Here is a 19,442-nt window from a genome sequence, read left to right as displayed (position 1 = left end):
GTTGTTCCCGCGGACAAGGTCACAGGTCACGATGACCTCGTCTCTGCTCCAGTCTGGGCTGGTGCGGACGCGGACTGTGAACCCGAGGTCTTCGAGTAGCCGTTTGACGGTGGTGTCGCCGCCGGAGAAGTCGGTTGGGGTGAGTCGTTGGCCGTGGCGCAGGTAGTGCGCCGCGGCGACGATCGCTTTCGAGTCGTACTCCGCGCCGTCGCGCAGGAGGAAGTTAGTTGCGCGCCTGGCCGAAGTTGCGCTCTGCCAGGAATGCCTGCTGGCCGCGGCGGTCGAAGTCGTCCAGCGCGGCCCTGACGTCGTCGGCGGTCACATCCGGTTGAGGCATCCGGGCAGGCTAGCGGCCACCAGCTCGCGCAGGCCCCTATGGTGACCTTCCAGCAATGACTGCGGACGTTTCAACTGCACTGTCTGGTTCCTGGCATTCGAGAAGCTGCCTGAGGTCCGGATCTGAAGGGGGCATCCGCTGGTCGGGCAGGGGATGGGTATGTCGCCGGGCTGTCGCCGTGAGCAGGCGGTCGGGTCTGCGCTCTTGGCCGCGCGGGCCGTGGAACTGCTGATGGACCGCCTTCGGCGGGGGCCTGTCGGCCCTTGGCTTAGCACGGCCTGACTCCCGGTCAAGGGCCCTGCGCTGCGCTGCGGCTCGCTGCGCGACGGCCTGCGGCCGCCCTTGACCGCGAGCCTCCACGGCCGTGCTGGACGCCGTTGCGGCGGCGGGGTAAAGCGCCCCGCCACCCCACCGAGGACGGGCCGACAGGCCCGGCCTTGTCGGCCGTGCGGCTCTGGAGGCAGCAGATGACGACCACCGACCCGTTTCACGATGTTGATCCGACGGTGGTGCTGGGCACGCTGCAGGTCCAGGTGGGGAGTCGGTGCGGGTCGGCGACGTCTGTGTCGGTCCCGACGAGCACCATGGTCGAGTTCCCGGCGGTGGCAATCGCGGCCATCGTCAATCCGACCGACGAGGTGCTGTTGTTGTGGTGGTACCGGATGCCGATCGACCGGTGCGGCTACGAGCTGCTCGGCGGCCTGGTCGACCTCGCCGAAGACCCCGTCCGCTGAGCGGGAAGCCGTCGAGAATCCGGGTGGCGCCCGCTCGGCGAGCCCGAGGTACTGCTGCAGCTGGACCCGATGCCGGGCAACGTCGACGCCCCCTTCACGGTCTTCCTGTGGCGCGACGCGGAACAGGTCGGCCAGCCTAGTGACTCTGACGAGGCCGGCCGTCTCGACCGGATCCCGCTCGATGGGGTTCCCCACCTCGGCGCCGACGGTAGGTCCTCGGCGCGATCACCGTCGCGACACTGTTGCAGACCCACGCTCGGTTGTGCCATTCAGGCCAGCCCGCCACCGTCCTTACACGCAGGGCGCGTCGGAGTCATCCGATAGTGGCAACGGTGACAAGCGTGTTGCTCGGACCTCTACGAAATAAACTTTGCGACCATTAGCTCAATAAGCCGTATGTGATCATCGAAACTAAATGGGGAGTCAATTCTAATGTTTGCCATGCCGTGGTCGTCTATAGATGTCACGGAGAACCGAATGTCGTGAGACTCGCCTGAGCCTGTGCGGAGGTCGAATGTAGAGATTGTAATGATGAGATCGTCAAAAGTTACAACGGATGCAACGTCGGGGGCGTCGAAGTTGTTCTTGCGTGACATGGATCGTGTTCTTCCTGCGAACGTCTCGCCGCCGATGATGTGATCGTTGATAAACGTGCTCAAGCGCTCACTCATCAGATGTTCCGCGGGGAACGGAAGGGAGACCCGTGTCGATGTACTATACCGTATCAATGTCGGCAGGAGCGCGATTTCGTCAGAGCGTTTGTTTGTTCCAGCGGAGATGCACAACATCTGATATACTTCTTCTACGATCTTGGCTGCCACCGGAGTTGAGCCCTGTGCGACTTCTACGGAAACGCACTCGTAGTTGACTACAATGGATCGTATCGGTACGAAATCTGTTCGGAGCTGAAGGGGGAATTTCCCCCCGGTTAGCGCGAACTGCTTCCGATCGGTTAGGCGGAGGATGAGCTTGAGTGCCTCCTCGTCTGAAGCGGAAAAGAGCTCCTCGCGAGAGACGAGGCTGTGTAGCAAGCCTCGATCTGGCGATGAAAGTATGCTTCCGTAACTCTCCTCGACTAGTCGCAGCAAGAGGGGAACGTCGACTTGCGCGAGAGGTAGAGCTACGGGCCGAAAGTAGTAGGATGCCCTGGAGCCTTCAATCGACTCGAGGAAGTCTGGATTTGGTCTGGCGGACTCCTCCTGGACAACTTGACGCCTCCGGTGCGCAAGCTCCCCGAGAAGGTCAACGTCGCCGCCGGAGTTGTGATCTGCGGTTGTCATTGGCTTCGCCTCCTGGCGAGCTGGCTTAGTGAATAGTCGATTGCGCCTGTGGCAGATGCGCTGGATAGCTCTCGTCGCAATGCTTGTACTGCTTCGGTACGGACTTCATCGCTAAGGAGGAGGGCAAATAGTTGATCTCTAAGTGGCTGACTAAGCCAGATGGTAAAGGGGATCAGGTTGTCGATTGCCGATGATGGCACGGTCCCGTTCTTCTCGATCTCGAAGAGTTCGCCCCAGATTTTCTCTAGCACGTCGAGGCGGCGAGGTAGCAGTGCGAGCGCAATCTGTTGTGATCGCGCCTCATGGTCTTGCTTGTTTGCTCGACGGATCGTTAGAACCGAAACGAGTGTTGCTAGTATCGCTGAGGCAAGGCCAACGGATCCTGCCACGATCGACGGGCCTAGCGAGGTGCCCATTCCCTTGTCCTCTCCGCCGCCGCCGCTTGAACCGCTGCATGTAGCCTCGCGTCGGAGCTGGCCTTCGTTACGCCACGTGACGAGATGGATACTGATCGCAGCTCGATGCCGCTGCAAATCGATGCGGCAGCGGTGGCTGCCGTGGGGCGACCTTGTCTGCGGGGGTGTCATCGCGCACTCCCAGGGTCCGCGGCTCGAGAGTCGCGGCTCGCTGGTCCCTGGATCTTGATTGGCTGGCGGGTTCGTGCTGATCTATCTACTTTGTTGTGATCGACAGCGTCGACGCTCACCTGAGGTGCAGTCGTCGAGGTTCGTAGCAGCAGGCCGGCTATACGCCCTTGCACCTGGAGTCGCTAGAACACATCAGGGTGCTCCGTCGAGGCGTCAGTGAGGAACCGTGTGTCATGTATAGGCGCTGGAGAGTCGATCATCCGTCGCAGTCTCTGGTCTAGTGTGGATGCCCACGCCTACGGTCGATCAGGACGGATTCTGGCTGAGGGCCGCAGACCGCGCGCTCCGGCTCTGGCCAGCGCAAGTGATCCTCGCCGATCACCACTTGGCGCCGTGCTCAAGATCCGTCAGGTTGCAAGTCGTGCTCCAGCGTCCGAACGGCGCTCGTCATCCTTGCCCGTCGAGCTGGCAGCATCCATGATCAAAGGTTTGCGACTTTCCGTCAGAACACCGTTCGCTCAACCGGGCTCTGGCGGCAGTGGATCAGGTCGCTGCACTCCGGAGCACACATGGAGCACACAACTGACCATTGTGGACGCCACAAAACGAGGGCCCTGACCAGTCTTCGCCGGTCAGGGCCCTCATGGGTGGTGCGCCGTCAGGGACTCGAACCCCGAACCCGCTGGTTAAGAGCCAGCTGCTCTGCCAATTGAGCTAACGGCGCATGCTGTGCGCCCAACCGCTCGGCGACTCGGAAACACTAACATCCGCTTCCGGGCTGCCTCACGGCGGGGTGCCGCAGCATGGGGTGAGTGACGGGACTTGAACCCGCGACTTCCTGGACCACAACCAGGTGCTCTACCAGCTGAGCTACACCCACCATGTGAACCCGGCACTGCCGGGCACCTGCACAGCTTAGCGTGCGGATCCGGGGGTCTCGAAGGGGGTTACGAGCGGCCCGCCGCGAGCTTCGCGGCGACGGCTTGTGCCTGCTCGGACGTGGGTCCGGGCTGCGGGACGAAGAGGGTGCTGCGGTAGTAGTCCAGCTCCCGGATCGACTCCTCGATGTCGGCGAGCGCCCGGTGCGCGAGCCCCTTCTCCGGCTTCGCGTAGAACACGCGGGGGAACCACCGCCGGCAGAGCTCCTTGACCGAGCTCACGTCGACCATGCGGTAGTGCAGGTGGCCGTCGAGCTCCGGCATGTCGCGGGCGAGGAAACCGCGGTCGGTGGCGATCGAGTTGCCGGCGAGCGGGGCCGTGCGCGGTTCGGGGACGTGTTCGCGGATGTAGGCGAGCGCGAGCTGCTCCGCCTCGGCGAGCGAGACTGTCGATGCGCGGACCGCCTCGGTCAGGCCGGAGGCGGCGTGCATGTCGCGCACGATGTCGGGCATCCCGGCGAGCGCCGGCTCGTCGGCGTGGATCACCACGTCGACGCCGTCGCCCAGCACGTTGAGCTCGCCGTCGGTCACCAGGACCGCGATCTCGATCAGCGCGTCGCGCTCGAGGTCGAGCCCCGTCATCTCGCAGTCGATCCACACCAGCCGGTCGTTCACCTCGCCACGATAAGCCCGAACGCCGTGCGGCGAGCGGTCCGGCGACGCGTGTTGGCGAGTTGGCGGCTGCACGACGGCGGCACGGGGGAGGGCAGGAAAGCCACTTTCCGGCCCTCACAGGGCAGGAAAGTGGCTTTCCTGCCCTCGCGTGCGCAACGCACGGGCGGGCGACGTCGCGCGCGCCGGAGTGTCCACAGCGGCGTCGTGAGGGCTAGGCTCCCGCGCCGTGGGGGACAACACTGCAGCCCAGGAGATCGCCGCCGGTTACGCCACCGAGGGCGCCGCACTCGAGCTCGGCTGCGTGCTCGTCGACGGCGTCGTCGACTCCGGCGCACGCGTGCGGATCCCGTTCGCGACGCTGAACCGGCACGGCCTCGTTGCCGGCGCCACCGGGACGGGCAAGACGAAGACGTTGCAGGGCCTCGCCGAGCAGCTCTCGACCGCCGGGGTCCCGGTGCTGCTCGCCGACGTCAAGGGCGACCTGTCGGGCATGGCGAAGGCGGGCGAACCCAACCCCAAGATCGACGCGCGGGCGAAGGACACGGGCGACGACTGGGCGCCGACGGCGTTCCCCGTCGAGTTCCTCTCGCTCGGCGGGAGCAGCTCCGCCGTCCCGATCAGGGCGACGTTGACGCAGTTCGGCCCGATCCTCCTGAGCAAGGTGCTCGACCTCAACGACACCCAGGAGTCGACGCTCGGCCTGATCTTCCACTGGGCCGACCAGCGCCAGCTGCCGCTGCTGGACACGAAGGACCTGCGCGCCGTCATCCAGCACCTGACGTCGGACGAGGGCAAGGTCGATCTGAAGGGCATCGGCGGGGTGTCCGCGGCCACCGCGGGCGTGATCCTGCGCGCGCTGGTGAACCTGGAGGCAGCCGGCGGCGACGAGTTCTTCGGCGAGCCCGAGTTCGACCCCGCCGACCTGCTCCGCGTGGTCGACGGCAAGGGTGTCGTCACGCTGCTGGAGCTGGCCGACCAGGCCGCCAACCCGCGCCTGTTCTCGACGTTCCTGATGTGGCTGCTCGCCGAGCTGTACGAGGACCTGCCGGAGGCGGGCGATCTCGACAAGCCGAAGCTGGTGTTCTTCTTCGACGAGGCGCACCTGCTGTTCAACGGCGCCTCGAAGGCGTTCCTGGAGCGCATCGAGCAGACGGTCAAGCTGATCCGCTCCAAGGGCGTCGGCGTGTTCTTCTGCACCCAGCTGCCCACCGACATCCCCAACGCGGTCCTCTCGCAGCTCGGCGCGCGCGTCCAGCACGCGCTGCGTGCGTTCACGCCGGAGGACCAGACGGCGCTGGCCAAGACCGTCCGCACCTACCCGAACACCAAGCACTACGACATGGAGGAGGCGCTCACCTCGCTCGGCACCGGCGAGGCGATCGTCACCGTGCTGTCGGAGCGCGGCGCCCCGACGCCGGTCGCGTGGGCGCGGATGCGGGCCCCGCGCTCGCTGATGGCCGCGATCGGCGCCGAGGCCGTCACCGCTGCGGCGAAGGGCTCGACGCTCTACCCGAAGTACGGCGAGACCGTCGACCGCGAGTCGGCCTACGAGAAGCTCACCGCGCGCATCGCCGCTCCGCCGGCACCGGAGGCCGCCCCGCCCGCCGAGGCACCCCCGCCGCCGCGGGAGGCCCGCCCCGAGCGCCGCGAGCCCGGGATGGTCGAGAACGTGCTCGGCTCGCCGGTCGTGAAGTCGTTCCTGCGCTCCGCGGCGACCGCGCTGGGCCGCGAGATCACCCGCGGCATCTTCGGTACCAGGCGCCGCTGACGCCGTCGACAACGACGTTATGGCTGTTTTCCGGGCCCCGGAACAGCCAGAACGTCGTTGTCGACGAACGGTGTGAGCAGGTGCGGGGTGGCCGCGTCGGCCAGTGCCACTGCGTCGACGGCTCCGACGTCGAGCACGGAGTAGCCGCTCTGGCCGGCCGCGGTGAACGCCTCGGCCACCACGAGCCCCGCCCGGCGCTGGAACGGGCTCTGCCGGAACGTCCAGCCGATCACGCCGGTCCGCTGCAGCGCCACGGTGCTGCGCACGAGCGAGCCCTGCCGCGTGACCAGGTAGCGGGCCGTCAGCCGGTGGCCGAGGTTGCGATAGCGGTCGAACGCGAGCGCGGCCGCGATCGGCAGCAGCACCAGGCTCGCCGGGCCCGCCCAGCCGAGCGCCGGCACGGCGTACCCGAGCAGGAACGCGCCCGCGACCAGCACCGCCGTCGGGACGAGCGCCCGGCTGAACCGGCGCCCCATCGCCGCGCGCGGATGCCGGCGCAGCGGCGCCTGCGTGATCATCGACGGCGCCTCGTGCAGCGCCACCGACGCCACGCGGTGCGCCTCGGCCCGCGGCACGGGCGGCTGCAACGCCCCGCCCTGTGCGTCGCGCGAGATCCCGGTGGAGAGCGCGCGGCACTGCCCGCCGCGGCCGGCGCGCAGCAGGATCGGCTCGGCGATCTCGGCGCCGCGCAGCCGCTCCTCCGACACCGAGAGCGAACGCCTGGTCAGCAGCCCGCGCTTGACGCGGAGCGTGCCGTCGGCCTCGCGCGTGAGCCGGTAGTCGTACCAGCGCTCCGCGAAGAGCACCATGGCGCCGAGCGCGGCGATCACCAGCAGCACGACCCCGACCACCAGCAGGGCGAGCCACACGGGCGCCGCCTGCAGCTGGTCGGTCGCGGCGTCGACGGCGCCGATGTCGCGCGGGTCGATGCCGAAGTCGTCCACCAGGTTGAACACGGCAGCACCGACGGCCCCGATGCCCGCGATCGAGGAGAACGTCAGCGGCGCAAAACGCAGCCACGACCAGTCCAGGCGAGCCAGCTGGACGCCCTGCGCAACGGCTGCATCCGGGGCTGGCAGCGCGCTGTCGAAGGCGGAGCGGTCGAGCAGCTCCCGGCGCAAGCGGTCGGCCTCGGCCTTGCTCACCGAGTCGAGGCTCAGCCCCGACTTCTCCAGCATCGCCCCCGACGCCGAGCTGACCTGCACGACGGTCAGCCCGAACAGCCGCGCGATCGGCCGTGCGGTCAGGTCGACGGTGCGGATCCGGTCGCGCGGCACCGACCGCCGCTGCCGCCGCAGCCATCCGGTGTGCAGCTCCACGCGCTCGGGTGTGATGCGGTACCGGGTGGTGCGCCACCGCAGCACCCCGCCGAGGACGACGAGCACGCCGATCGCGATCGCGACCCAGAACCGTCCGATGTCGCCCGGCCGGCCCGTGACCAGCAGCACGGCGACAACGGGCGCGAGCCGGATCAGGCCGCCGATCGGGCCGACGAACAGCATCCGCCAGTCGAGCCGCCGCCACGGGACGGCGTCCTCCGGGGCGACGGTCGCGTCGGCCGTCATGTCGCGTCGCCCGCGGTGGCCTGTGTCGTCTCGGTCAGCGTCCTGGCCAGCTCAGCGGCGTCGGCGGCGGCCAGCCCGGTGATCTTGACGGCGCCGCGGGCCGAGGCCGTCGTGACCGTCACGCTGCCGAGCCCCAGCAGTTGCTGCAACGGCCCGTGCTCGGTGTCGACGGTCTGCACGCGCGAGATCGGCGCGATCCGCCACTCCCGCACGAGCCAGCCCGACAGCGTGTAGACGGCCTGGTCGGTGACCTCCCACCGGTGGATCCGGTACAGCAGCGGCGGGACGACGAGGCCGTACCCGGCAACGAGCCCCGCGGTCACCAGCGCGGTCCAGCCCAGCCAGCCCGCGCCGATCAGCCACCACAGCACAACCTGCGGCCCGCCCAGCACGACGAGCAGCAGCCCGGCCCGCAGGCGCCACCAGTGCACCGCGCGCGGGCTGGCCTGGTGCGCGGGCGGGCGAAGGGGGAGCGCGACGGACATGCGTCAAGTCTGCCCGTCAGTAACATCTGCCCCTCAGCGACGTGCGTGCCGGACCCGCTCCACCCGCTCGATCCGCACGGCCCGCAGCCCCGCCCACGGCAGCGCGGCAACGCCGCAGGACGCCGGGCGCGGCTCGCCGGTGGTCTCCTCGACGAGAACGTCCCAGCGCCGCCCGTCACGCGCGGTGACGCGCACGACCCCGTTGCCCTGCTCGACCGTCAGTTCGTCTGCGTCGCGCAGGCCGGTCGCCGAGCGCACCGCGAGCTCGGCCACCTGCCCGGCGGGCGACCACGTCGAGCGACCCCGGCACTGCGCGATCTCGACCTCGTGCAGCCCCGCGGCCTTGCGCGCGTGGATCGCGGCGGTGGCGTCGAGATGCCCGTAGAGGTACCCGGTGGGCAGCACGAGCGCGGTGGGCGCGAAGCGGTGCCCGCCGAGGTGGGTGCACTCCCACACCGACGCCTCGCCGGCCGCTTCGACGGCGAGCGCGAGCGCGCGCCCGTCGAGCGCGCAGCAGCGGTCGCGCCGCCCGTGCGTGCAGACCAGCAACAACGGGTCGCGCACGCGGCGGCCGGGCAGGGCGGAGCCGGGCTCGGGCAGCGGCACGTCGGCCAGTTCGGACGGTCCGTCGACGGTCAGCGAGGTGAGCTGCGTCGAGCCGGGGGCGGTATCCGCGAAGAACAACCTGACCGGGTGATCACCGGTGCGCCGGCCGGTGCGGCGGATGAGCTGCAGGCGCCACCCCAGCGCGGTGGCCCGCGCGGCGAACCCGCTCACGGCGGGATCGGGGTGGCGGGTGACGTCGTGCGGCCACGCACCACGGTGTTCCAGGCACAACCAGCCACGCGCCACCGGTGTCGTACCGGCGAGCGGTTCGTCGAGCACGCGCGCCTGCACGGCGCACCTCTCGACCACGGGCTGTGACCCCATCTCGGCACGATACCCAAGGCTGCCCTAACTTGCCGGGCCACCCCCACCGAAGTTCCCCACCGTTTTGCCTACTTGCACGCCCCCGGGGGTGTGCAGGTTGGCAAAACGGTGGGGAAGTTGGGCTGCGGTCAGCTGTGCAGCTCCCGGTGCACGACCTTGCCGGTCGCGTTGCGCGGCAGCTCGTCGACGAACGTCACGTCCCGCGGCACCGCGAACCGGCTCAGCTCGGCGCGCACCCAGCCGCGCACGTCGTCCGCGCTGGTGGAGGCGCCGTCGGCGAGCACTAGGAACGCGGCCAGGCGCTGCCCGTACTCGTCGTCGTCCACGCCGGTGACGGCCGCCTCGCGCACCTCGGGGCGCGCGGTCAGCAGCTCCTCGACCGGTCCGGGGTGGACGTTCTCCCCGCCACTGACGATCATGTCGTCGGCCCGGCCGGTCAGGTGCAGCCGCCCCTCGCCGTCGACGTGCCCGACATCACCCGTGCCGAGCAGGCCACCGGCCCGCTCGACGTCGGAACCCTCGCGCGTGTAGCCCTCGAACGGCATGTCGTTGCCGACGAAGATCCGCCCGTCGGTGCCGGGTGCGACCGGCTCGTCGTTGTCGTCCAGCACGACCAGCCGGGTGCCGGCCGGGGCCTTGCCCGCCGTGCCGGGGGCGGCGCGCAGGTCGGCCGGGCCCGCGATGCTCACCCAGGACACCTCGGTGGAGCCGTAGAGGTTGTAGAGGACGTCACCGAAGCGGTCCATGAACGCCGTCGCGAGCGAACCCGGCAGCGCCGATCCGCTGACGGCGACGATCCGCGGCCGGTGCTGCTCCCACACGTCCTCCAGCTCGCCCGCCGGCAGCTCCAGCACCCGCTGCAGCATCACCGGCACCGCGAACACCGCGTCGCACCGCTCCCGCTCGACGGTCCTGACGAAGCCGGCAGGGTCGAAGCGCCTGCTGAGCACGATCGGCGCGCCGTGCAGGAGCGCGAGCTGCAGCGCCGCGTTGCCCCAGGTGTGCAGCAGCGGCGCCGCGATCAGCACCGGCGACCCCGCCCGCAACGGGATCGCGGAGAGCACCGCCCCGATCGGGGTCAGGCTGCTCGGCGCGGGCCGCTTCGCACCCTTGGGCGGGCCGGTCGTGCCGGAGGTCAGGACGATCGTCCGGCCGGGCGGCGGGCGCAGCGGCAGCGGGTCGGGGCCGTCGCGGGTGACCAGCTCCTCCAGCGACGTGTCGTCCAGGCCCGCGCCCCACGCCGTGACGATCTGGCAGCTGCGCGGCACCCGTTCGAGCACCTCGCCGAACTCGGCGTCGGCGACGATCGTGCCCAGCTCGAGCTCATCGGCGACCGACGCCAGCTGGCCGGCGGGGAGCCCGGTGTTGAGCAGCACGACATCCGCGCCCAGCTTGCCCGCCGCGACCTGCACCTCCACCGCGCCGCGGTGGTTGCGGCACAGCACCCCGATGCTCGTGCCGGGCCCGATGCCCGTCGCGGCGAGCGCGCGGGCGAGCCGGTCGGTGCGCCGGTGCAGCTCGCCGTAGCTCAGCCAGCCGATCTCGTCGACGATCGCGGTGCGGTCGGGGTGCCGGGCCGCGCCGGCGGCGCAACCCGCGGCGACGGTGAAGCCGTAGCGGAAGATCCCGCCGCCCATGCCGATCATCCGGTCGGGCCGGATCGGGCGCACGACCCCGGAGCGGGCCAGCTCCACCACCGCACGGGTGGAGCCGACCGCCTGCTCCGCCAACCGCTGCGCGGCGCCGACCGCGGCCGCCACCGCCCGTCCCACTACCTGCTCCCCGTCACCTTCACGCACGCCGTCAAGACGACCATCGTGCGGTGTTCAGGTCAACGGCTGGGACAGGTCGTAGATCGTGTGCGCGCCCACCTTCGTCGAGGCGAAGTGCGCCTTGACCCAGTCGGTGATCGCGGAGCCGCCCCCACCCGGACCGCCTTGCCGACCCTGCTCGACGGCCTGGGCGACCGCCTCGTAGTTCGGGTCGCTCGGCGAGAGCGTCTCCAGCAGGGCGGCGGGGTCACCGCGGCCGCCGTCGACGAAGTACCACACGTCCCCGGCCGCCACGTAGGCCTGGAACTGCTCCAACGTCGGCGCCGGATCGCGGCCGGAGAAGCCGCCGATGCTCATGACGCTCGTCCCGCTCGCCAGCGCCAGCGAACCCCCGCTGTTGGCGCCGACGGTGGCCGCCGACCAGGTCGTCCCGGCGTCGCGCAGCATCGCGACCAGCGCGGCGTCGATCGACTCCCGGCCGGGCCCGCCGCCACCACCCAGATTCCCACCGGGCAGATTCCCGCTGGGCTGATCCCCGCCATGATGATCGCCGCCAGGCCCGCTCGCGACCGTGGGCCCGGCCAGCGGGACGCTCCCGCCGTACGCGGTCACGCTCGTCTGCACGGCGTACGCGGCCGGAGCGGCGATCCCGGTCAGCACCGCGGCGAGCAGCGCGACGGTCGCGACGCGGCGACCCGGGCGGGGCAGCAGCACCATGACGATCGTCACGGCGGCCAGCGCCGCGACCGTCCAGTGCACCCACGGGGCGAACGTCGGGGTGCGTTCGAGCAGCACCCATGCCAGCGCGGCCGTCCCGGCGATCGTCACCGCGATGGTGCTCCGCCCCGCCCACGACGTGCGGTGCCGCCAGAGCTCGCGCCCGCCGATGCCGACGAGCGCGGCGATGCCCGGCGCGAGCGCCACCGTGTAGTAGCCGTGGAAGATGCCCTCGGCGAAGCTGAAGACGAGCGCGGTCACGACCGTCCAGGTGCCCCAGAGGATCAGCGAGGCGCGCACGGCGTCGCTGCGGACGGCCCGCCGCGTGATCCACAGGCCCGCGACCAGCAGCACCAGTGCCGCGGGCAGCAGCCACGCGATCTGCCCACCGATCTCGCTGTTGAACAGCCGGGTGATGCCCGGATCGCCGCCGAACCCGCCGCCACCAGGCCCGCCGCCGATCATGACCAGCTCGCGCGGCCCACCACCCGAAGGACCGCCCGACGGCCCGGGCCCGCCCGTTCGGCCGTTGCCGAAGATCCGGCCGAGCCCGTTGTAGCCGAGCGCCAGCTCCAGCACGCTGTTGGTCGTCGACCCGCCGACGTACGGGCGGCTCGCCGCCGGCCACAGCTCCGCGATCGCCACCCACCAGCCGGCCGCGACGACCACCGCGGCGCCGGCGCCGAGCAGCTGCCGGATCCGCCGCCAGAACCCGGTCGGCGCCGCGACAAGATATGCCAACGCCAACGCGGGCACGACGATGAACGCCTGCGCCATCTTGGCCAGGAACGCGAACCCGATGAGCGTGCCGGCGAGCAGCAACCAGCGGGTGCTCGCACCCTCGATCGCCCTGACGGTCGCGTACGCCGCCGCGACCATCAACAGCACCAGCAGCGCGTCGGGGTTGTTGAACCGGAACATCAGCACGGCGACCGGCGTGAGCGCCAGCACCGCCCCTGCGACCCACGCCGCGCCCGGCCCCGACACCCGGCGCACCGCCGCGTACAGCAGCGCGACCGCGCCGACACCCATCAGCGCCTGCGGCACCAGCATGCTCCACGAGGAGAAGCCGAAGATCCGCGCGGAGGCCGCCATCACCCACAGCGCCGCGGGCGGCTTGTCGACGGTGACGATGTTGCCGGCGTCGAGGGAGCCGAAGAAGAACGCCTCCCAGCTCTGCGTCATCGACTGCACCGCGGCCGCGTAGTAGTCGTTCGCCCATCCCGAGGCGCCGAGGTTCCACAGGTACGCGAGTGCGGTGCCGGCGAGCAGCACGGTGAGCGCGACGAGCTCGCCGCGGGTGCGGGAGCGGGGTACGGGTTCGACCGGAGCCGCGGAGTCGGGAGTGGTGCTGACGATCGTCGCGGTCACGCGGCGACCTCCTGTTCGGTGACGGTGGGGGAGACATCCCGCTTGCCCCGGAAGATCCAGGAGCGGAACGCGATGAAGCGCAGGAGCGTGGCCAGCGCGTTCGCCGCGACGAGCACGAGCATCTCGACGAGCTGGCCCGCGCCCGGCGCCCACGCGTGCAGCGCTGCGAGCGCGCCGGTGGTGAAGGCGAGGCCCATCGCGAAGACGGCGAGGCCTTGCGCGTGGTGGACGGCGGCCCCGGCGCGCCCGCGCACGCCGAACGTCAACCGCCGGTTGGCAGCCGTGTTGGCGACGGCGGTGAGCACGAGCGCGAGGACGTTGGCGCCGAACGCGCCCATGCCGGCCCGCAGCAGCGCGTAGAGCAGCAGGTACGCCAGCGTGCTCGCGACGCCGACCGCGGCGAACCGCACCAGCTGGCCCGGCATGGCGCGCGGGACGCCCGCCACGACCGGGTCACCGGTGGTGAGCCGGCCGTTCAGCTCGGCGAGCGGCAGCCGTCGGGTGGCGAGTGCCCGGCCGAGCCGGGCGATGCCCTTGAGGTCGGCGACGGCGGTGGTGACGATGTCGACCCGCGAGTCGGGGTCGTCCACCCAGTCGACCGGCACTTCGTGGATGCGCATCCCGGCCCGCTCGGCGAGCACCAGCAGCTCGGTGTCGAAGAACCAGCCGGCGTCCTCGACCAGCGGCAGCAGCCGCTTCGCGACGTCCGCCCGGATCGCCTTGAAGCCGCATTGCGCGTCGGAGAACCGGGTGGCGAGCGCGCCGTGCAGGATCAGGTTGTACGTGCGCGAGATCAGCTCCCGCTTGGCGCCGCGCACCACCCGTGAGCCGCGGCCGAGCCGGGTGCCGATCGCGAGGTCCGAGTGCCCGCTGATCAGCGGCGCCACCAGCGGGAGCAGCGCGGCGAGGTCGGTCGAAAGGTCGACGTCGCAGTAGGCGAGCACCTGCGCGTCCGATGCCGACCACGCCGCGCGCAGCGCCCGGCCGCGACCCTTGCGCACGAGCCGGACGAACACCACCGACGGCAGCTCCCGAGCGAGCCGCGCGCCGATCGACGCGGTGGCGTCGGTGCTCGCGTTGTCGGCGATCGTGATGCGGAAGCGGTAGGGGAACTCGTCGGTGAGGTAGGCGTGCAGCCTGCGCACCGACGGCTCCAGGTCGGTCTCCTCGTTGAAGACCGGGACGACGACGTCGAGCACCGGGTGGTCGGGGATCATGCCGGCCACGGTCGCCTGCCGCGCTGTCCCGGCCGTGTGACGAACCTGTGCGGCGGCTGTGTCCTCCACCGAGCTGTCCTGAGTCGTGGTCCCCGTCATGACGCCCCGCTCAGGTCGTAGAGGACGGTCGAGCCGACCGTCGTCGGCGGGAACGTCGCAGCGACCCAGTCGGCGATCTGCCGTGCCGCGTCGCTGCCGCCGGACTCCGTCGAGCCCGGCCCGCGGCCGCCGACGAACCAGTGCACCTTTCCCTGCGCGACGAGCTGCTGGAACTGCTCCAGCGTCGGCGCGGGGTCGGTGCCGTTGAACCCGCCGACAGCCATCACCGGCGCGCCGGCGGCGAGCTGGTAGCCGGCGGCGTTGTTGGATCCGACAGCCGCGGCGGCCCAGGTGAACGCGTCGGCGTCCTGTTGCAGCAGCGCGGTGACCTCGGCGCTCGGGGTCGGGCTGTCCAGCAGCCCGCCGCCGCGCATGAACCCGCCGCCGCTTCGGGGCGCACCCGGTGGCCGACCCTGTGGCGAACCGCCCGGCCCGGGTCCGATCAGGACCACCCCGCCGCGCCGGCTCTCCGTCTGCGGGCCCGCCACCGGGACGGCTCCGGTGTGCGGAGTCGCGGCCGTGTCCAGCGCGTACGCCGCCGGGCCTGCGAGGACCGTCGCGGTGACGGCCGTCGCGATGCCGGCCGCCACCACCCGCGGAGCGCGGTGCACGCCGAGCAGCGGGAGCGTCAGCGCCGCGCCGGCGGCCAGCACCGTCCAGCCCAGCCAGGCGTTCCACTGCACGGTGCGGGTCAGCAGCGCGAACGCCCAGACGACCGTGAGCGCGAACGTCGCCGTGAGCGCGATGCGGGCGGGGAGAGCCGCTCGCGCGCGCCACAGGACCGTGGCGCCCATCCCGACGAGCGCGGCGATCGCCGGCGCGAGGACCACCAGGTAGTAGCCGTGGAAGATGCCCGCCATCAGGCTGAACACGAGCCCGGTGAGCAGCAGCCAGCCGCCCCACAGGATCGTCGCGGCCCGCAGCGGGTCGGACCGGTCTGCGCGGTCGGCCCGGCGGCAGCGCCAGAGCAGCACGCCGAGCAGCACCAGCGCCGCGGGCAGCAGCCACGCGATCTCGCCGCCGAGCGCGCCGTCGAACAGGCGGGTGAGGCCGGTCCGGCCCCAACCACCCCCGAACCCGCCCCCCACGCTGCCGATTTCGTCGCCGGTGATGCGGCCGAAGCCGTTGTAGCCGAACACCAGCTCCAGCACGCTGTTCGCCTGCGAGCCGCCGATGTACGGGCGGCTGCCGACCGGCCACAGCTCGACGGCGAGCACCCACCACCCGGCGCCGACCAGCAGCGCGACACAGGCCAGCACGAGGTCGCGGAGCCTGCGGTGCAGCCCGGTCGGCGCGGCGAGCAACCAGACGGCCGCGAACACCGGCACCACGAGGAACGCCTGCAGCATCTTCGTGAGGAAGCCGAAGCCGATCAGCGTCGCGGCCAGCACCAGCCAGCCCGTCCGGCCGGCGGCGACCCCGCGCAGCACCGCGTACGCCGCGCCGACCAGCAGCAACGTCAGCAGGGCGTCGGGGTTGTTGAACCGGAACATCAGCACGGCCACCGGCGTGAGCGCCATCGCGGCGCCCGCGAGCAGACCGGCGGCGGTGCCGGCCGTGCGGCGCACGGTCGCGTAGAGCAGCCCGACCGTCGCGACGCCCATCAGCGCCTGCGGCACCAGGATGCTCCAGCTGGAGAGGCCGAACAGACGCACCGACAGGCCCGTGACCCACAACGCGGCCGGCGTCTTGTCGACGGTGATCGCGTTCGCGGCGTCGGACGAGCCGAAGAACCACGCCGTCCAGTCCTGCGCGCCGGCCTGCGCCGCGGCGGCGTAGAACGCGTTGGCCCAACCGGACGCCGAGAGGCCCCAGAGGTACAGCGCCGCCGTGCCGCCGAGCAGCGCCGCCACGCCGAGGTGGCGGGCCGCGAACCGGCGTCGGGGCACGGGTCGGTCCGGGGTGGGGGAGACGGGCGCGGAGGAGAGCGTCGAGGTCACGCTGACCGAGGGTGGAGCGCGCCGCTGTGCGCCCCCGATGCCCGACCTGTGCGCACCCTGTGAGCCGAAGTTCCCCACCGTTTTGCCAACCTGCACACCCAAAAGGCCGTGCAGGTTGGCAAAACGGTGGGGAAGTTACGCGGGCAGGTCGACGGTGAAGGTGGTGCGGCCGGGGCCGCTGGCGACGCGGACGGTGCCGTCGTGCGCCGTGACCACGGCGTCGACGATCGCGAGACCGAGGCCGGTGCTGCCGTTGTCGCGCGAGCGCGACGTCGAGCCGCGCGCGAACCGCTCGAACACGTGCGGCAGCAGGTCGGCAGCGATGCCGGGGCCCTCGTCGACGACCGTGAGGCGCGCGCCGCCGCTCGCCGTCTCGGAGAGCGTCACGGTGACGGGGATGCCGGCCGGCGTGTGCGTGCGGGCGTTCGCGAGCAGGTTGGCGAGCACCTGCGCGAGCCGGCTCGGGTCGCCCGTGACCGCGACCGGCACCTCCGGCAGGTCCAGCGACCAGCGGTGCTCGGGCCCCGCGACCCGCGCGTCGTTGACGGCGTCGAGCACCAGCCGGGTGAGGTCGACCGGCTTGCGTTCGAGCGGGCGCCCGGCGTCGAGCCTCGCCAGCAGCAACAGGTCCTCGACGAGGGTCGTCATCCGCTCGCCCTGCGACGCGATCCTGGCCAGCGCGTACTCCGCGTCCGGCGGCAACGGCCCCCGCAACGTCAGCTCGGTGTACCCGCGGATCGCGGCCAGCGGCGTGCGCAGCTCGTGGCTCGCGTCGGCGATGAACTGGCGCAGCTGCGTCTCGCTGTCGTGCCGGGCGGAGAGCGCCCCCTCGACGTGGTCGAGCATCCGGTTGAGCGCCGCGCCGACCTGCCCGACCTCCGTGTGCGGGTCGGCGTCGGGCACACGCTCGACGAGCGACACCTCACCGCGATCCAGTGGCAGATCCGTGACGCCCGCGGCTGTCGCGGCCACCCGCTCCAGCGGGCGCAGCTCGCGGCGCACGACGATCGTGCCCGCCACCCCGGCCCCGACCAGCACCAGGGCCGAGACCGCAAGCTCGGTCGTGACCAGCCGCGTCACGGTTTCCTGGAGCCGGCGCTCCGGTAGCCCCGTCACGACGACGTCGCCTGCGAACCGGCCAGGGGCACCGTTCATCCGGTACACGCCGAGCGGGCCGAGGTCGACGGTGACGGGCGGTGCGCCCACGCGTACCGCGACGATGTCCGCGAACTCCTCGGGTGGCACGATCACGTCGCCATCGCGCGAGTTCACCCCGGCAGCCACGACCTGACCGTTGTGCACGAGCGCGACGAGCGTGCCGGGCGGTTTGTCCTTGGCCGATATCGACGGCGCCGGCATTCCGGGGAGGGCGAGCAACTGGATCCTGCTCTCCGTCCGCAGGTCGTCGTCGAGCTTGCCGTAGAGGAACCCGCGCAACATCAGGGCCGTCACGACGGTGATCACCGCTGCGGCCACCGCGAGCAGCAGCAGGACGGTCGCGAGCAGGCGGGTGCGCAGCGACCGGCTCCGCAACGGGCTCACTCGGGCGCGGCCGGCTTGAGGACGTACCCGGCCCCGCGGATGGTGTGGATCATCGGCGGGCGCCCGGCGTCGATCTTCTTGCGCAGGTAGGAGATGTAGAGCTCGACGACGTTGGACTGGCCGCCGAAGTCGTAGTTCCACACCCGGTCGAGGATCTGCGCCTTCGACAGCACCCGCTTCGGGTTGCGCATGAGGTAGCGCAGCAGCTCGAACTCGGTGGTGGTGAGCTCGATCAGCTCGTCGCCGCGCAGCACCTCGCGGCTGTCCTCGTCCAGCTCCAGGTCGCCGACGACGAGCTGCGGGCCCTGCCGGGCGGCCGCCGCCATGCCGGAGCGGCGCAGCAGCCCGCGCAGCCGCGCGACCAGCTCCTCCAGCGAGAACGGCTTCGTCACGTAGTCGTCGCCGCCCGCGGTGAGCCCGGCGATCCGGTCCTCGACGGCGTCGCGCGCGGTCAGGAAGAGCACCGGCACCTCGGGCGTCTCGTCGCGGAGCCGGCGCAGCACCTCCAGGCCGTCGAGGTCGGGGAGCATCACGTCGAGCACCACGGCGTCGGGCCGGAACTCGCGCGCCGCGCGCAGCGCCGTCAGCCCGTCGCCGGCGCTGCGGACCTCCCAGCCCTCGTAGCGCAGCGCCATCGAGAGCAGGTCGGCCAGCGTGGCCTCGTCGTCGACGACGAGCACGCGCAGCGGGCTGCCGTCGGGTCGACGCAGGGCGCCTGCCTGCTCACTCACCGGGAACATGCTAGCCAGCCTCGCGCGCGTGGATGGGCCACGGATGGGTGCCACCTGTGCGCCGGCTGTGAACGCGTTCGCAAGTGCGAACGATGTGGAACCGCCCGGCCGCGGGCGCCGTCAAAGCCCCGACAACCACGGATGGAGGGGTTTTGATGAGCATGTCCGTCTTCACCGGGTGGCCGGCCGACGCCACCACGTTCTTCGCCGAGCTCGCCGAGGACAACACGAAGGAGTTCTGGGTGGCCAACCGCCATCGTTACGCAGCGGCGGTGCGGGCGCCGCTGGTCGCGATGGCCGGCGCGCTGGAAGGGGAGTTCGGCGCGTTGCGGATCCTGCGCCCGTACATCGACCGGCGGTTCCGGCCGGCCGGGCCGCCGTTGCGCCTCGACACCGGCGCGGTCGGCAACACACCCGAGGGCACCGAGCGCAGCGTCGTGCTCTCCGCCACGGCGCTCACGGTCAGGGTCGGGCACTACCTGTTCGACGCGGCGCAGCTGCGCCGATTCCGGGCGGCGGTCGTGCAGGACGCCGGTGCGGCGCTGCCGGACGTGCTCGCCGCGGTGGCGGCGGCCGGGCTCGCGCTGGGCGATGTCCCGCGGCTGGTCAGCCGGCCGAAGGGGTTCCAGGGTGAGCACCCGCGGATGGACCTGCTCCGGCTGCGCGCCCTGCACGTCGGGCGCAGCTGGCCGGCCGGGTCGTGGCTCGGCACCCCCGAGCCGCTGGCCCGCGTCGCCGGTGCGTGGCGCGCCGCGCGGCCGCTCGTCGAATGGCTGGACGAGCACGTCGGCCCGTCCGCCAAGGTCACGTGAAA

At 71.4% G+C, this 19,442-nt stretch carries 15 protein-coding genes and 2 tRNA genes; 3 read left to right on the top strand and 14 right to left on the bottom strand.

From position 1 onward, the window contains the following. Window positions 1-804 precede the first annotated feature (804 nt). On the top strand, window positions 805-1,071 hold the full coding sequence (locus LL648_RS30685) for a hypothetical protein (protein WP_232666264.1): 267 nt from the start codon (window positions 805-807) through the stop codon (window positions 1,069-1,071). Window positions 1,072-1,427: 356 nt separating this feature from the next. Here LL648_RS30685 and LL648_RS30680 read toward each other — a convergent pair whose 3' ends face one another. The 5 genes from LL648_RS30680 to orn form a co-directional block, all read right to left on the bottom strand. Beyond that, window positions 1,428-2,351, bottom strand: a complete 924-nt coding sequence (locus tag LL648_RS30680; RefSeq protein ID WP_232666263.1) for a hypothetical protein — start codon at window positions 2,349-2,351, stop codon at window positions 1,428-1,430. Next, window positions 2,348-2,767, bottom strand: coding sequence for a hypothetical protein (locus LL648_RS30675; protein WP_232666262.1), 420 nt, complete (start codon window positions 2,765-2,767; stop codon window positions 2,348-2,350). The genes LL648_RS30680 and LL648_RS30675 overlap by 4 nt, the downstream gene beginning before the upstream one ends. Window positions 2,768-3,586: 819 nt before the next feature. Then, window positions 3,587-3,662 (bottom strand) — tRNA-Lys (locus LL648_RS30670). Between the two features lie 80 nt (window positions 3,663-3,742). Continuing rightward, window positions 3,743-3,818: transfer RNA gene (locus LL648_RS30665), tRNA-His, on the bottom strand. Window positions 3,819-3,885: 67 nt separating this feature from the next. Beyond that, a complete protein-coding gene (gene orn / locus LL648_RS30660; protein ID WP_232666261.1) occupies window positions 3,886-4,491 on the bottom strand; it encodes an oligoribonuclease in 606 nt (201 codons plus the stop codon). Between the two features lie 226 nt (window positions 4,492-4,717). On the opposite strand from orn, the gene LL648_RS30655 reads away from it, so the two are divergent. After that, window positions 4,718-6,259 carry a helicase HerA-like domain-containing protein gene (locus LL648_RS30655; protein WP_232666260.1) on the top strand — a complete coding sequence of 514 codons (1,542 nt, stop codon included), beginning with the start codon at window positions 4,718-4,720 and terminating at the stop codon, window positions 6,257-6,259. Between the two features lie 17 nt (window positions 6,260-6,276). Here LL648_RS30655 and LL648_RS30650 read toward each other — a convergent pair whose 3' ends face one another. From LL648_RS30650 to LL648_RS30610, 9 genes are all read right to left on the bottom strand, one after another. Further along, a complete protein-coding gene (locus LL648_RS30650) occupies window positions 6,277-7,824 on the bottom strand; it encodes a PH domain-containing protein (protein WP_232666259.1) in 1,548 nt (515 codons plus the stop codon). Further along, window positions 7,821-8,309 (bottom strand): PH domain-containing protein, encoded by a 489-nt coding sequence (locus tag LL648_RS30645; protein WP_232666258.1) that lies wholly within the window; start codon window positions 8,307-8,309, stop codon window positions 7,821-7,823. The genes LL648_RS30650 and LL648_RS30645 overlap by 4 nt, the downstream gene beginning before the upstream one ends. 33 nt (window positions 8,310-8,342) lie before the next feature. Further along, window positions 8,343-9,239: a sucrase ferredoxin gene (locus LL648_RS30640; protein WP_232666257.1), complete on the bottom strand. Its 897-nt coding sequence runs from the start codon at window positions 9,237-9,239 to the stop codon at window positions 8,343-8,345. A gap of 128 nt (window positions 9,240-9,367) precedes the next feature. Further along, window positions 9,368-11,011, bottom strand: coding sequence for an AMP-binding protein (locus LL648_RS30635; RefSeq protein ID WP_232666256.1), 1,644 nt, complete (start codon window positions 11,009-11,011; stop codon window positions 9,368-9,370). 54 nt (window positions 11,012-11,065) lie between these two features. After that, window positions 11,066-13,099, bottom strand: a complete 2,034-nt coding sequence (locus tag LL648_RS30630) for an ArnT family glycosyltransferase (RefSeq protein WP_232666255.1) — start codon at window positions 13,097-13,099, stop codon at window positions 11,066-11,068. Further along, complete coding sequence (locus LL648_RS30625; RefSeq protein ID WP_232666254.1) at window positions 13,096-14,316, bottom strand: bifunctional glycosyltransferase family 2/GtrA family protein; 1,221 nt, start codon at window positions 14,314-14,316, stop codon at window positions 13,096-13,098. Before LL648_RS30625 ends, LL648_RS30630 begins: the two co-directional genes overlap by 4 nt. A gap of 95 nt (window positions 14,317-14,411) precedes the next feature. Continuing rightward, window positions 14,412-16,355: a glycosyltransferase family 39 protein gene (locus LL648_RS30620; RefSeq protein ID WP_374112132.1), complete on the bottom strand. Its 1,944-nt coding sequence runs from the start codon at window positions 16,353-16,355 to the stop codon at window positions 14,412-14,414. A 135-nt stretch (window positions 16,356-16,490) separates the two neighbouring features. After that, complete coding sequence (locus tag LL648_RS30615; RefSeq protein ID WP_232666253.1) at window positions 16,491-17,897, bottom strand: sensor histidine kinase; 1,407 nt, start codon at window positions 17,895-17,897, stop codon at window positions 16,491-16,493. Beyond that, window positions 17,894-18,637, bottom strand: coding sequence for a response regulator transcription factor (locus tag LL648_RS30610; RefSeq protein ID WP_305080804.1), 744 nt, complete (start codon window positions 18,635-18,637; stop codon window positions 17,894-17,896). Before LL648_RS30610 ends, LL648_RS30615 begins: the two co-directional genes overlap by 4 nt. Before the next feature lie 146 nt (window positions 18,638-18,783). On the opposite strand from LL648_RS30610, the gene LL648_RS30605 reads away from it, so the two are divergent. Next, complete coding sequence (locus LL648_RS30605; protein WP_232666252.1) at window positions 18,784-19,440, top strand: DUF2461 family protein; 657 nt, start codon at window positions 18,784-18,786, stop codon at window positions 19,438-19,440. Window positions 19,441-19,442: the final 2 nt, after the last annotated feature.

This window comes from Pseudonocardia sp. TRM90224 (assembly GCF_021245725.1).
GTDB lineage: Bacteria > Actinomycetota > Actinomycetes > Mycobacteriales > Pseudonocardiaceae > Pseudonocardia.
This window is presented reverse-complemented; position numbering and strand designations above follow the sequence as displayed.